This window comes from Microbacterium sp. NPDC086615, from assembly GCF_040686055.1.
Classification (GTDB): domain Bacteria; phylum Actinomycetota; class Actinomycetes; order Actinomycetales; family Microbacteriaceae; genus Microbacterium.
In genome coordinates this window covers 102518-116394 of sequence record NZ_JBFBJJ010000009.1, presented here as the reverse complement: position 1 = coordinate 116394, position 13877 = coordinate 102518, and the positions used below count along the sequence as shown (strand labels likewise).

Annotated in this window: 12 protein-coding genes; 10 read left to right on the top strand and 2 right to left on the bottom strand. The window is 70.0% G+C overall.

All coding sequences use genetic code 11. The features are described 5' to 3' along the window. Positions 1-79: 79 nt before the first annotated feature. From AB0O24_RS10865 to holA, 3 genes are all read left to right on the top strand, one after another. Positions 80-697: a ComEA family DNA-binding protein gene (locus AB0O24_RS10865; protein WP_058629536.1), complete on the top strand. Its 618-nt coding sequence runs from the start codon at positions 80-82 to the stop codon at positions 695-697. Beyond that, positions 694-2991 (top strand): ComEC/Rec2 family competence protein, encoded by a 2298-nt coding sequence (locus AB0O24_RS10860; protein WP_363374801.1) that lies wholly within the window; start codon positions 694-696, stop codon positions 2989-2991. Before AB0O24_RS10865 ends, AB0O24_RS10860 begins: the two co-directional genes overlap by 4 nt. 1098 nt (positions 2992-4089) lie before the next feature. Then, the gene (holA, locus tag AB0O24_RS10855) at positions 4090-5127 is read left to right on the top strand and encodes a DNA polymerase III subunit delta (protein WP_363374798.1); all 1038 of its coding nucleotides are present in this window, start codon (positions 4090-4092) and stop codon (positions 5125-5127) included. A 215-nt stretch (positions 5128-5342) separates the two neighbouring features. Here holA and rpsT read toward each other — a convergent pair whose 3' ends face one another. Both rpsT and AB0O24_RS10845 read right to left on the bottom strand, forming a co-directional pair. Next, positions 5343-5603 (bottom strand): 30S ribosomal protein S20, encoded by a 261-nt coding sequence (gene rpsT / locus AB0O24_RS10850; RefSeq protein WP_058596304.1) that lies wholly within the window; start codon positions 5601-5603, stop codon positions 5343-5345. 118 nt (positions 5604-5721) lie between these two features. Then, the gene (locus AB0O24_RS10845) at positions 5722-6444 is read right to left on the bottom strand and encodes an alpha/beta hydrolase (protein ID WP_058596305.1); all 723 of its coding nucleotides are present in this window, start codon (positions 6442-6444) and stop codon (positions 5722-5724) included. A 64-nt stretch (positions 6445-6508) separates the two neighbouring features. Here AB0O24_RS10845 and lepA point away from each other — a divergent pair, with 64 nt between their 5' ends. From lepA to AB0O24_RS10810, 7 genes are all read left to right on the top strand, one after another. Continuing rightward, entirely contained in the window at positions 6509-8368 is a 1860-nt protein-coding gene (lepA, locus tag AB0O24_RS10840; RefSeq protein ID WP_307386222.1) for a translation elongation factor 4, read from the top strand. A 13-nt stretch (positions 8369-8381) separates the two neighbouring features. Beyond that, entirely contained in the window at positions 8382-9026 is a 645-nt protein-coding gene (locus AB0O24_RS10835) for a DUF1990 family protein (protein ID WP_307386224.1), read from the top strand. Continuing rightward, entirely contained in the window at positions 9026-10243 is a 1218-nt protein-coding gene (hemW, locus tag AB0O24_RS10830; protein ID WP_363374793.1) for a radical SAM family heme chaperone HemW, read from the top strand. Before AB0O24_RS10835 ends, hemW begins: the two co-directional genes overlap by 1 nt. A gap of 115 nt (positions 10244-10358) precedes the next feature. Beyond that, on the top strand, positions 10359-11399 hold the full coding sequence (hrcA, locus tag AB0O24_RS10825; RefSeq protein WP_275796596.1) for a heat-inducible transcriptional repressor HrcA: 1041 nt from the start codon (positions 10359-10361) through the stop codon (positions 11397-11399). Between the two features lie 75 nt (positions 11400-11474). After that, positions 11475-12596, top strand: a complete 1122-nt coding sequence (dnaJ, locus tag AB0O24_RS10820; RefSeq protein ID WP_275796598.1) for a molecular chaperone DnaJ — start codon at positions 11475-11477, stop codon at positions 12594-12596. A 2-nt stretch (positions 12597-12598) separates the two neighbouring features. Beyond that, positions 12599-13333, top strand: a complete 735-nt coding sequence (locus AB0O24_RS10815) for a 16S rRNA (uracil(1498)-N(3))-methyltransferase (RefSeq protein WP_307386230.1) — start codon at positions 12599-12601, stop codon at positions 13331-13333. A gap of 162 nt (positions 13334-13495) precedes the next feature. After that, a complete protein-coding gene (locus tag AB0O24_RS10810; protein ID WP_307386232.1) occupies positions 13496-13843 on the top strand; it encodes an HIT domain-containing protein in 348 nt (115 codons plus the stop codon). Positions 13844-13877 lie beyond the last annotated feature (34 nt).

Here is a 13877-nt window from a genome sequence, read left to right as displayed (position 1 = left end):
GTTCGGCCTCGAGGCTAACGATCCACGGATGACGCTCAGGTGCCCGCGCACCGTTCCTTCCTCTTCCTAGGGTTGCCGGGTGACCGAGGCCCTCGAATCCCCACCGGGTGCGCTCGCCGCGCGTCGGCGGCTGGGAGTCGGGGCCGTGATCGCTCTGGTCCTGATCGTCTTCGCGGTCACGATCGGCATCGGAATGCTGCGAGGCGTGTCCGGCACGCAAGAGGTGTCCGCCGCATCCCCACCGCTCGCGACCGCGCTCGCACCCCCGCAGGCCGGTCTGTACGTCCACGTCGCGGGTGCCGTGCGCGCCCCCGGCCTCTATCGCCTCGCCGCGGGGGACAGGGTCGCGGATGCCGTCGCCCGGGCAGGCGGCTTCACGGACGACGCGGAGCGCGCCGGGGTGAACCTTGCACGACCCGTCGCGGACGGGGAGCAGATCGTGGTGCCCGTTGTCGGAGCGTCACCCGACGACGGCACCGGTGCCGCCCACGGCACCGCCGCAGGAGGCCTCGTCGACCTGAACACGGCCACGCGCGAAGAGCTCGACGCACTGCCGCGGGTGGGACCGGCGATCGCCGACCGCATCATCGCGTGGCGGAAGGAGAACGGCCGCTTCACCAGCGTCGACGATCTCGGCTCCGTGCCGGGCATCGGCGACAAGATGCTCGACGGCCTCCGAGACCTGGTGCGGGTATGACGGCCCTGCAGGGCCGTGCGCTGCGACCCGCCGCCGTGGCGATCGCGACGTGGGCCGGTGCAGGATGGGCGACCTCGACGCCGGATCTGGCCGGGCTCATGGTCTCGATGGCGGTGGTCGCTGCCCTGTGCGCGGCGGCGTTCCTGAGGGTTCGGCATCCCGCCCTCGGTATCGCCGCGGTGGCGCTCGCGTGCGCGGCCGCGACCGGTGGCAGCGTCACGGCTGCGGCCCCGGCCCGTGCGCAGATCGCCGCCCTGCAGGTCGAAGGGGGTCGTCAGCTCGATGTCGAACTGACCGTCGTCGGACACGTGGCCGGGGCGAGCGACGGCGGCGCGTGGTTCGACGCGGTCGCCTCTCGCGTCACGGCGGGAACCGTCACGGTGACCGGTGCCATCCCGACCCGTGTCGGCGTGGATACGGGCGGTCGCGCCGAGGTCGCGGCATCCGGTCTTGGCAGCGTGATCCGCTTCACCGGACGAGCGGTCCCGCCGAGACCAGGGGAGAGGGCGATTCTCGTCCTCCGCGCGCAGGAGATCGTCGAAGCGCCTGCACCCGAGGGTATCTGGGCGTGGTTCGAAGCGCTGCGTGACGGCCTCGTCGCCTCGACCCGCGGACTCCCGCAGCCCGGGGCGGGTCTCGTGCCGGGACTCGCGGTGGGCGACACGTCGAGCCTCGATCCCGCGACGGATGCGGCCATGACCGCCTCCTCCCTCTCTCACCTCACGGCCGTCTCCGGTGCGAACTGCGCGCTCGTCGTGGGCGCCGCGTTCGTCCTCCTTGCAGCGGTGGGCGCCCCGCGCGCACTCCGCGTCGTCGGGGCGTCGGTTGTTCTGATCGGCTTCGTCGTGCTGGTGACACCCGAGCCGAGCGTGGTTCGCGCGGCGACCATGGCGGCAATCGCGCTGCTGGCCCTCGTCCTCGGCCGCCCCGCTGCGGGAGTGGCGGTGCTCTCCGCCGCGGTGACGGTGCTGATGATCGCCGATCCGTGGCTGTCCACCTCCCTCGGCTTCGCTCTGTCCGCTGCGGCCACCGCGGCCCTGCTCGTCCTCGCCCGCCCGATAGCGCGCGGTTTGGAGCGATGGATGCCGCGCGCCCTCGCCCTCGCGTTGGCCGTGCCGACGGCCGCTCAACTCGCCTGCGGACCGCTCATCGTCCTGATCGATCCCCACGTGCCGTTGCTGGGAATCGTGGCCAACCTCGTGGCAGACCCGGCGGCGGCACCGGCGACCATCGCGGGCGTCCTCGCCTGCATCGCTCCCTTTCCCTGGCTGCGCGACGGGCTTTCCGCTCTCGCCTGGATCCCCGCGGCCTGGATCGCGGCGGTGGCACACACCACGAGCGGTATCGGGGCGCAGAACCTGCCGTGGCCCGACGGCGCGTTCGGCGCGGCGCTGCTGACGGTCGTCAGCGCGTCGATGGCCGTCGCGCTCATCCGACCGACCCGGCTTCGACGAGCGACCGCCGTGGCGACCGCGGTCATCGCCGTCACCGTCGGTCTGATTGCGGGTCACACCACCCTGCGAACGGTCGCCGGGCCGCTCACGGTCCCGACGACGTGGGATGTGGCCATGTGCGATGTCGGACAGGGCGATGCGACGCTGTGGCGCTCAGGCAATGCCGTGGCGCTCGTCGACACCGGACCCGAACCGGAACCGCTCGCGCAATGCCTCCGAACCTTCGGTGTCGACCACCTCGACCTCGTCGTGCTCACGCACTTCGATCTCGACCACATCGGCGGATCCGCGGCCGTCGTCGGACGAGCCACACTCGTCGTCCACGGGCCCGTCGACGTCCCCGAGGATCAGCGGCTGCTCGACCGGTTCGCCGCGGCGGGCGCACAGCTGCAGCAGGCGACGACCGGGACGACGGGAAGGGTGGGGGAGACCCGCTGGCAGGCCCTCGGCCCGGCGCCGCGCGACGAGCCCGGCAACGGTGCCAGCGTCGCGCTCGACGTCGTCGGTGCGGACTTCCCCCGCACGGTGCTTCTCGGCGACCTGGGCAAAGACGCGCAGGCCGCCCTGCTCCGGCGGGTCGAGGTGCCGAGGGTCGATGTGGTGAAGGTGTCGCACCACGGCAGCGCCGACCAGGATCCGGAGCTCTACCGGCGCCTGCATCCTCTCGTCGGACTGATCGGCGTCGGAGCGGACAACCGGTACGGGCACCCCACCGCCACACTCCTGTCGACGATGACCGCGCTCGGCGTCGTGGTCGGGCGAACGGATACCGACGGAGACCTCGCGGTCAGCATGACTGACGGGCAGCTGACGCTGTGGCGTGCATGGCCGCCGGGGTAGCCAAGTGCTCGCTTCTCCGGCACGGAGGCCGGCGCGTCACCGCGTCGAAGCGCTCGAAGCCACCGTTGAGGCGGGGAGGTCAGACATGAGCCAGGTCCGACGAGTGAACACCTGGGCTTTAACTCGGCGGGACGGCGGCAAGAGCGTTGGCTCCCATTCTCCAGTCACCGTCCGTTCGGTAGCCGAACCGTTCGCAGAAGTGCTTGAAGCGTGTGCGCACATCTCGGCGGCGCCGGTCGAAGATCCAAGGAAGAAGCGGGTCGATACGACGGAGGCTCACGCCGTCTAGGGGGCCTTCCCCTCGCTTCCACTCATCAGACACACACAACCCGTGACGAGAGAAACGCGTGATTGCGCGAGCCTGCCACGACCATCGGGGCGCCTCCAGCCGGATCTCTGCGCCCGGGGACGCTGGCTCCGCATGCCAGGTGTACACGTCCGTGAGGCGAACCCGGACAAGAGGCACGCCAACGGCCGCGGCGAGCAACGACCGGTGGTTGCCGTTATCACCCACCGTCCCTACCCAGCCACCAGGTCGGTGCCACAGCGACCAATCCGCAGCTTCCAGTTCGCCCTCGGCTTCCGACCTCGACCACGTTCTCAGGTAATCAGCCGACTCCGGAATCGAGTGGTGGTAAGGGAAGTCTGGGTGCGTAGTGACAACATGGTCGTTCCGTAACCACGCCATGGCGCCGACCGAGATTCGGGACGACCCCGCCCATTTGAAGGAGGGAGAGACCTGGGGACGTCGCTGCGCGCAAACGCGGTCAAGCCGAAGACGAGCCTGGGCGAACGTCAATGCGGCATGCCTCTGCCACCAGTGATTCCATATCGCTCGTGCCGCAAGCGCCAGAGCAGAGCCGTCATCAAGGATGAACCCGCGGGTATCCAGCGCTTGTGCGACGGGATTGCGTGTTCCTGTCATGTGGCCTCTTTCAATTCGACGGGCGCCGCGGCTATACAAGCGGCCCCATTCTCCGCACACGAGGACGTCAGGTTCCGCGAGGCCTGCACACTAGCAAGCATCCTCGCGCGTCATCCCGCACCCCCAGAAGTCATCCCGACCGCAATGTCGGACCCGGTCGGTAGGCTGGAGGGGTGACCCCGGCTCCCCGACGCTCCGCTCCGGCGAAGGCCAAAACGGCCATCCCGCAGGTGTCGTGGCGTACGCCGCAGCCCGCGCCGATCGTTCTCGTCTCGGGGCCCGAAGAGGTCTGCGCGGAGCGCGCGACCGCGGGCATCCGGGAGTTCCTGAAGAGCGAAGACCCCAGCCTCGAGGTCACCGACGTACGCGCCGACGATTACGCTGCGGGAACGCTGTTGGCCGTCACCTCGCCATCCCTGTTCGGCGAGCCGCGTCTCGTCCGCGTCGGGGGCGTCGAGAAGTGCAGCGACACCTTCCTCAGCGAGGCCGTGTCGTACCTCGCTCAGCCGCAGGACGGCGCGACGGTCGTGCTCCGCCACACGGGGGCGAGCGTGCGCGGCAAGAAGCTGCTCGACGCGATTCGCGCGGGACAGGGGAGCGGCATCGAGATCGCGTGCCCCGCGATCAAGCGCGACTCCGATCGCTTCGACTTCGCCGTGGGCGAGTTCAAGGCCGCGGGCAAGCGCATCGCACCCGTCGCCCTGCGGGCACTCGTCTCGGCCTTCGCCGACGACCTCACCGAGCTCGCGGCCGCGTGCCAGCAGCTCATCGCCGACGTCCCGGGCGACATCGACGAACGCACCGTCGAGCGTTACTACGGCGGCCGCGTCGAGACCTCCGCGTTCACCGTCGCCGACACCGCGATCGCGGGGCAGTACGGCCCCGCCCTCCTCGCGCTGCGCCACGCTCTGGCATCCGGAGCCGATCCCGTCCCCCTTGTCGCCGCGGTCGCGATGAAGCTCCGCACCATGGCGCGTGTGGCCGGTACGCGCGAACCGTCGTCGCAGCTCGCCCAGCGTCTCGGTATGAAGGACTGGCAGATCGACCGCGCCCGCCGCGACCTCGTGGGCTGGACCGCCGCGAGCCTCGGCCGTGCAATCCACGCGACCGCGCGCGCCGACGCCGAGGTGAAGGGGGCGTCTCGCGACGCGGTGTTCGCGCTGGAGCGCATGATCACGATCATTGCAACGCGCGCGCCCTACGGCGACTGACCGACGCCGCGTCCTGCCTCCGCGGCCGGAGGCTCCGCGCGCACGGCCGCGCCACGAAAACAGGGGATGCCACCGAAACAGGCCGCTGCGGCCCACAACCTCCTGTTCTCGTCGCATCACCTGTTCTCGTCGCACCTCTTCCCGTGTGGCATCCCACCCCGGAAACGACAAAGCCCGCCCCGCGGATGCGGGACGGGCTGTCGAGGTACGGCGGCTCAGAGAGCGGCGACCGACTTCGCGATGGCCGACTTGCGGTTCGCGGCCTGGTTCGAGTGGATGACACCCTTGCTCACGGCCTTGTCGAGCTTCTTGGTCGCGGTGGCGAGCGCCTTCTCGGCGGCTTCCTTGTCACCGGCCAGGACGGCCTCGCGGGTGCGACGCACGTGCGTCTTCAGCTCGCTCTTGACGGCCTTGTTGCGCTCGCGCGCCTTCTCGTTGGTCTTGTTGCGCTTGATCTGCGACTTGATGTTCGCCACGTCGACGGTCTTTCGTTTGAGTGAGTGTTGGAAGTGCCGGGCGAGCGGTAGAGGGACGCTGCACCGGCGGTCGTGGAGGTCGGGAAAAACCCCACACGCAAGCCAAGCGCCAAGCTTATCAGGTCGACGCCTCGATCGTGGTGAGCGCCACCTCCAGCAGCGCGTTGAACACCCGCGGCCTCATCGCCGTCACGAGGTGCGTGGTCCGCGGCACCACGATCAGCTCCGCGTGCGGGGCGAGCGACACGAACAGCCTCTCGTTCACGCGCAGCTGATCCCACTGCCCGTTGATGAACCACAGCGGAACCCGGATCCGACGAACGGATGCCAACAGGTCGAGCACCGACAGAGACGCCAGGGCCGTGTCCTGCGCGTCGAACGCGTACCCGCCCGCGCCGAAGTCCGGCCGGGTCTCGGGCGGCAGCGTCCGATCGAGCACGCGGTTGGTGAGACCGAGACCCCGGTCCGGGAGGCTGTCGAACCGTCGCGCGAGGAAGCGGTACGCCGCGAGCCCCACACCGCGGGGGATCGAGGTGCAGGATGCCGCGATGAACGCCGCGACCGGCGGAGGGTCCTCCCGCCCGACGTACTCGATGGAGAGCAGCCCTCCCATCGAATGCCCGACGAGCAGCACGGGGCCGCGGGTCGCGGCATCCCGAACCGCCCGATCGATCGTGGCGAACGCCTCGTCGAGGGTGAACTCCTCGCCCCGCCGGGCGCCGTGCCCCGGCAAGTCGACGGCCGCCACGGGGTTGCCGCGATTCTCGAGGTATTCGACCTGCGCCCGCCACATCGTCGCCGACGTGCGGATGCCGTGCACGAGCACGACCTGGACCGTCATGGCATCCACTGTAAAAGCGACCGCGGACGGTGATGTCGGCGCACCCCCGTAGAATTGACGGAACATGTCACCGCGCGCCCTGAAGCCCCTCGAGCCGTCTGCCACCCCGCCGGAGCAGATCCGCAACTTCTGCATCATCGCTCACATCGACCACGGCAAGTCGACGTTGGCCGACCGCATGCTGCAGATCACCGGCGTCGTCGCCGACCGCGACATGCGCGCGCAGTACCTCGACCGCATGGACATCGAGCGCGAGCGCGGCATCACGATCAAGTCGCAAGCGGTCCGGATGCCGTGGGCCCTTCGACAGGCTCAGGGACCCGAGCAGACGTTCGCCCTGAACATGATCGACACGCCCGGGCACGTCGACTTCACCTACGAGGTCAGTCGCTCGCTCGCCGCGTGCGAGGGCGCGATCCTGCTCGTCGACGCGGCGCAGGGCATCGAGGCCCAGACGCTCGCCAACCTCTACCTCGCGCTCGAGAACGATCTGACGATCATCCCGGTGCTGAACAAGATCGATCTCCCGGCGGCCGACCCCGACAAGTACGCGGCCGAGCTGGCCGGACTCATCGGCGGCAAGCCCGAAGACGTGCTGCGCGTGAGCGGCAAGACCGGCATGGGCGTCGAGGACCTCCTCGACCTCATCGTCGAGAAGATCCCGGCACCGGTCGGCAAGGCCGACGCACCCGCTCGCGCGATGATCTTCGACTCCGTCTACGACGCGTACCGCGGCGTCGTCACCTACGTCCGCATGGTCGACGGTGCCCTGTCGCCGCGCGAGCGCATCCAGATGATGTCGACCACGGCGACACACGAACTCCTCGAGATCGGTGTCTCGAGCCCCGAGCCGATCCCGACCAAGGGTCTCGGGGTGGGCGAGGTGGGCTACCTCATCACGGGTGTGAAGGACGTCCGCCAGTCGAAGGTCGGCGACACGATCACCAACCAGCGCAAGCCCGCGACCGAAGCCCTGGCCGGCTACACCGACCCGAAGCCCATGGTGTTCTCGGGCATCTACCCGATCGACGGCAGTGACTACGCGGAGCTGCGCGAAGCGCTCGACAAGCTGAAACTCTCGGACGCCTCGCTGCAGTACGAGCCCGAGACCTCGGTCGCCCTCGGCTTCGGGTTCCGCTGCGGCTTCCTCGGCCTGCTCCACCTCGAGATCATCACCGAGCGCCTCTCGCGCGAGTTCGGTCTCGACCTCATCACCACGGCTCCCTCGGTCACGTACGAGGTGACCACCGACACCGGCGACACGGTCTCCGTCACGAACCCCAGCGAGTACCCCGACGGTCGCGTGGCCTCGGTGTCGGAGCCGATCGTCAAGGTCGGCATCCTGCTCCCGAAGGACTACGTCGGCACGGTCATGGAGCTCTGCCAGTCGCGCCGCGGAACCCTGCTCGGTATGGAGTACCTCAGCGAAGACCGCGTCGAGCTGCGCTACCACATGCCCCTCGGCGAGATCGTGTTCGACTTCTTCGATCACCTCAAGTCCCGCACGCAGGGCTACGCGAGCCTCGACTACGAACCGGCCGGTCAGCAGACCGCCGACCTCGTGAAGGTCGACATCCTGCTCCAGGGCGAGAAGGTCGACGCGTTCAGCTCGATCGTCCACCGCGAGAAGGCCTACGCGTACGGCACTCTCATGGCCGAGCGCCTGCGCAAGCTCATCCCGCGCCAGCAGTTCGAGGTGCCCATCCAGGCCGCGATCGGCGCGCGCATCATCGCGCGCGAGACGATCCGCGCCATCCGTAAAGACGTCCTCGCCAAGTGCTACGGCGGTGACATCACCCGAAAGCGCAAGCTCCTCGAAAAGCAGAAAGAGGGCAAGAAGCGCATGAAGATGGTGGGCCGGGTCGAGGTGCCGCAGGAGGCGTTCATCGCCGCCCTGTCGGGAGACGTCGAGGCCAAGAAGTAGAACGGGAGGCATCATGCGTCGGCAGAACTTCACCGATGACACGGTCGACTACGCCGCCGTCGGCGCCACCCAGGCGCACGACCTGATGCAGTACCCGCCGGAGCACTCGGTCCCCGCCGAAGACGCGTGGCGGATCGGCAGCGGCGAGGAGCGCTTCGCCGCGGCCAGCGAACTGCTGCTGTCGTGGGCTCCGCTGCGTTCGGGCGATCTGAGCATCAGCGATGTGCGTCCGGCATCCGGAGGCGGATACTCCGGCGTGGGGTTCGACGCCGACGGGGCACCCATCGCTCCGAGCAGCCTCGAGCCCGAGCAGCGCTTCGCCGCCGACGGCACGCCGTTCGTCAGCCCCGGTACGGGAGTACGCCTGCACGGCAAGGTCGACGGGCACCGCGCCGACGCCGAGCTGCGCGTCATCTCGGTCTTCGAAGAGCCCCGGCGCGTCGGCTTCATCCTCGGCACCGTCGGGCACTCGAACGTGAGCGGCGAGGAGCTTTTCATCGTCGAGTGGCGCGACAACGACGAGGTGTGGTTTGTGGTCCGCGCGTTCGACCGGCCGACCGTGCCCTCGTACCGTCTGTTCACGAGCCGCCTCCGCCGCCGTCGGCGGGCGCTCTTCACGCAGTACCTGCGCGCGATCTCTCCGCTGTACACGTCCTGATGGGCGGACCCCTTCCCCTCGGAGACCCCGCTCCCGCCGATGGGCGATTGCCCGACGACCTGACGATCGATCCGACGACGGACTTCGGCGTCTACCTGCACGTGCCGTTCTGCCGCGTTCGCTGCGGATACTGCGACTTCAACACCTACACCGCGAGCGAGCTCCGCGGAGCGCGGCAAGACGACTTCGCCGACACACTCGCGGCCGAGGTGCGCCTGGCGGGCAGGGTGATGGATGCCGCGGGCCCCCGCCGCATGGCATCCACGGTGTTCTTCGGGGGAGGCACGCCGACCCTGCTGCCGCCCGGCGACCTCGCGCGGATGCTCGACGCGGTACGCACGGAGTTCGGCATCACCGACGGCGCCGAGATCACCGTGGAGGCCAACCCCGACACGGTCGACGATGCCGTGATGGAGACGCTGGCGGCCGCCGGAGTGACCCGCGTGTCGGTCGGAATGCAGTCGGCTCGACCGCACGTCCTGGCGGCTCTTGACCGGACGCACAACCCCGCGAATGTCGCGACCGCAGTCGCGTCCGCCCGCCGAGCCGGCCTCGATGTCTCGCTCGACCTCATCTACGGCGCACCGGGGGAGTCTCTCGACGATTGGCGCGCATCGCTCGAAGCGGCCTCGGTCCTCGAGCCCGACCACATCTCGGCCTACGCCCTCATCGTCGAAGACGGCACGAAGCTCGCGCGACAGATCCGCTCGGGCGCGGTCGCCATGCCGGATGACGACCTGCAGGCCGACATGTACGAGCTCGCCGACGAGGTGCTCGCCGCCGCCGGGTACGACTGGTACGAGGTGTCGAACTGGTCGCGGGGCGTCGCCCACCGTTCGCGGCACAATCTCGCGTACTGGCGGGGGACCGACTGGTGGGGCTTCGGCCCCGGTGCCCACAGCCACGTCGCGGGACTCCGCTGGTGGAACGTCAAGCACCCGGCCGCGTACGCGCAGCGTCTGGCCGCCGACGAGTCGCCCGCCGCTGCGCGAGAGCGGCCCGACGAAACGGCTCGGCGTCTCGAATCTGTGCTGCTGCGCAGCCGGATCCGCGAGGGTCTGGCGGTGTCGGAGCTGCACGGCGAGGGCCGCAAGGCCGTGGCCTCCCTCATCGCCGACGGTCTCGTCGAGGGTCCGGATGCCGTGCGCGGGCGCATCGTCCTCACCCGGCGCGGGCGCCTCCTCGCGGATGCCGTCGTACGGGCCCTCACCGCCTGACGCTGCCCGCAGTCGGGCCGAGTCCACGGCATCCGCGAGCCCCCGGCGACGACGCGCGCCGATCCCGTAGAATTGGCACTCACGACTTCGGAGTGCCAAACGGGAGGAGCAGCTCATGGTGTCGGAACGCGGCCTTCAGGTGCTCCGCGCGATCGTGCAGGACTACGTCGACACACGCGAGCCGGTCGGCAGCAAGGCCATCGTCGATCGTCACGCGTTCGGGGTGTCGGCCGCGACCATCCGCAACGACATGGCGCTGCTCGAAGACGAAGAGCTCATCGTCGCGCCGCACACCTCCTCGGGCCGCGTCCCCACGGACAAGGGGTATCGGGTCTTCGTCGACCACCTCGCCGAGCTGCGCCCGCTCTCGAGTGCCCAGCGCAGCGCGATCACCTCGTTCCTCGACCAGGCGGGCGACCTCGACGACCTGCTCGCGCGGACGGTGCGCGCACTGACGCAGTTGACCGGTCAGGTCGCGATCGTGCAGTACCCGTCGTTCGCGCGGGCGAACGTCACTCACGTCGAGCTCGTCGCGCTCGGCGGGCCGCGCGTGCTCGTCATCCTCGTCACCGACACCGGGCGCGTCTCGCAGCGGATCGCGCTCGTCCCGGCCGAACCCGCCGAGCCCGAGATCGTGCAGCTGCGCGCGCGGGTGGGTGCCGTGCTGGTCGGGCGGAGCGTCGCCGACAGCGTCCAGCGAGTGGCCGACGCCCTCGCCGACGGACCGCGCCCGGGCGTCGCCATCGACGCGATCGCCGACGCGGTACTGCGCGTGGTGGGCGAAGAGCTCGAGGAGTTCCGCCAGGATCGCCTCGTGATGGCGGGAGCGGCGACCCTCGCCAAGCGCGAGCAGGACTTCCGTGGCAGCATCTACCCGCTGCTCGAGGCCATCGAGGAGCAGGTGACGCTCCTGCGCCTCATGAGCGAGATGGTCGCGGACGACAAGGGCCTCTCGGCCAGCATCGGCCGCGAGAACGAGCCGTTCGGTCTCATCGAGGCGTCCGTCCTCGCGAGCCGGTACGACGGCTCCGCCGGCGGCGCGCGGGTGGGTCTGCTCGGCCCCACCCGCATGGACTACTCCTCCAACCTCGCGGCGGTCCGCGCCGTCGCGCACTATCTGACCCGGATGCTCGAAGACGACGACAGTTCCCGCTGACGACGAGCGCGACGAACCCCCCGCGACGAGCACCCCACCGAGAACGATCCCGCGCAAGCGGGCAGGAAGGCGACTGTGGCTGACCACTACGAGGTCCTGGGCGTCGAGCGCGACGCCAGCCCCGAAGACATCAAGAAGGCGTACCGACGCCTGGCGCGCCAACTGCACCCCGACGTGAACCCCGGAGAAGACGCGTCCGAGCGCTTCAAGCTCGTCACGCACGCTTACGACGTGCTCAGCGACCCCGAGCAGCGCCGTCGCTACGACATGGGCGGCGACCAGAACCCCTTCGGCGGCGGGGGAGCGGGCGGCTTCGGCGGTTTCAGCGACATCTTCGAGACCTTCTTCGGCGGAGCTCAGGGCGGCGGGGGCCGCGGGCCGAGGCCCCGTTCACGGCGTGAGCGCGGTCAGGACGCGCTCGTGCGCGTGACCCTCAGCCTCGGCGATGTCGTGTTCGGCGTGCATCGCGACCTCGAGGTCGACACCGCCGTGCTGTGCGAGACGTGCCAGGGCGCGTGCACGGCTCCGGGCACGAGCGAGGTCACGTGCGACATCTGCCACGGCTCGGGCCACGTGCAGCGCACGGTCCGCAGCCTCCTCGGCAATGTCGTCACCAGCCAGCCCTGCAACGTCTGCCAGGGTCACGGCACGACCATTCCCTACCCGTGCAACACCTGCCAGGGCCAGGGACGCGTTCGCGCGCGCCGCACCGTCTCCGTCGACATCCCCGCCGGCGTCGAATCGGGTCTGCGTCTGCAGCTCCCGGGCTCGGGCGAGGTGGGTCCCGCCGGCGGCCCCAACGGCGACCTGTACATCGAGGTCACCGTCGAGGCGCACGAGGCCTTCAGCCGCGAGGGTGACGACCTGCTCGCCACGCTTGAGGTCTCGATGCCGGACGCCATCCTCGGCACGACCACGACGATCGAGTCGCTCGACGGGACCGTCGACCTCGAAGTGCGTCCCGGCGTCCAGTCGGGCGACGTGCTGACGATCAAGAACCGCGGCATCACCCCGCTGCGCGGAAGCCAGCGCGGCGACCTCAAGGTGGGCGTGCAGGTGGTCACCCCGACGCGCCTCGATCACAAGGAGCGCGCCCTCATCGAGGAGTTCGCGAAGCGGACGAGGGCCCCGAAGCCCCGCCTGGCCGAGCACCAGCAGGGCATGTTCGCGAAGTTCCGCGATCGTTTCCGGCACTGACCGTGGCTCTGCATTTCGTCACCGACGAGGCGGCATCCGCTCAGCTCGGTGACATCGTCGAACTCACCGGCTCTGAGGCGCACCACGCGGCCGCGGTGCGTCGGGTGCGCGTCGACGAAGCCGTGACGCTGGGGGATGGGCGGGGGACGTGGCTCTCGGGCCTCGTGACCGGGGCGTCGCCGAAGCAGGTCGACGTCCGGGTCACCGGCCGCGACGAGGTGCCCGCGCCGAGTCCGCGCTTCGTCCTCGTCCAGGCGCTCGCCAAGGGCGACCGCGACGAGCTCGCGGTCCAGGCGGCCACCGAACTCGGCGTCGACGCCATCGTGCCCTGGCAGGCCTCTCGGAGCGTGTCGCGCTGGGATGCCAAGGCCGAAAAGGGCCTCGCCCGCTGGCGGACCATTGTGCGTGAGGCCGCGAAGCAGGCGCATCGCGCCTGGATCCCCGAGGTCGAGGGCGTGGCGCGCACAGCGGATCTCGTCCGGCTCGCCGCGACGTCGCAGGTGCTGGTGCTCGAGCCGTCGGCATCCGCTCGCCTCACCGCCGCCGCGACGGAGGCGTCGGACGGTCGCGACGTCGTGCTCGTGGTCGGCCCCGAGGGCGGGATTGCCCCCGAGGAGCTCTCGGCGCTCGCGGACGCCGGCGCACGGCTCGTGCGGCTCGGCGACACGGTCTTGCGCACCTCCACCGCGGGGGCCGCGGCGATCTCGGTGCTCTCGGCGGCGCACGGTCGCTGGTGAGCGGGGCGCGTCCCTGGTTTGGGGCGCGTTCTTCCGTTTGGGGCGCGGTAGTTCACGCCCCAAACGGTGAAATGCGCCCCAAACGCCGGAAGCCGGTCGCGCGCCGTGGGGAGGTGGGATCGGTCCGCCCCGGTGTCGGAGGCCGTCGATAGACTGGATGCCATGAGCGAACCCTCCGTTTTCACGCGCATCCTGCAGGGCGAGATCCCGGCCGAGATCGTGGCCGAGACGGAGAACGTCTTCGCGATCCGCGATATCGCTCCGCAGGCGCCGGTGCATCTGCTCGTCATCCCGAAGACCGCCGAATACCGGAACGTGGTCGAGCTCGCGGCGGGCGACCCCGACCTCCTGAGCGAAGTCATCGGGCTGGCCAACACGGTGGCCGCCGAGCACGCCGACGGAGATTTCCGTCTCATCTTCAACACCGGCGAGGGTGCCGGTCAGACCGTCTTCCATGTGCACGCCCACGTCCTCGCGGGCGGCCTGAACGAAAAGAGCCTGGGTGGCTGATTCCCCCGAAGAACACGTCGTCGACCGCATCGAG

Coding starts and splice junctions, on each gene's coding strand:
- AB0O24_RS10860 (WP_363374801.1), top strand. CDS start 694: ATGACGGCCCTGCAGGGCCGTGCGCTGCGACCCGCCGCCGTGGCGATC.
- AB0O24_RS10845 (WP_058596305.1), bottom strand. CDS start 6,444: ATGACGGTCCAGGTCGTGCTCGTGCACGGCATCCGCACGTCGGCGACG.
- lepA (WP_307386222.1), top strand. CDS start 6,509: ATGTCACCGCGCGCCCTGAAGCCCCTCGAGCCGTCTGCCACCCCGCCG.
- AB0O24_RS10835 (WP_307386224.1), top strand. CDS start 8,382: ATGCGTCGGCAGAACTTCACCGATGACACGGTCGACTACGCCGCCGTC.
- hemW (WP_363374793.1), top strand. CDS start 9,026: ATGGGCGGACCCCTTCCCCTCGGAGACCCCGCTCCCGCCGATGGGCGA.
- hrcA (WP_275796596.1), top strand. CDS start 10,359: ATGGTGTCGGAACGCGGCCTTCAGGTGCTCCGCGCGATCGTGCAGGAC.
- AB0O24_RS10810 (WP_307386232.1), top strand. CDS start 13,496: ATGAGCGAACCCTCCGTTTTCACGCGCATCCTGCAGGGCGAGATCCCG.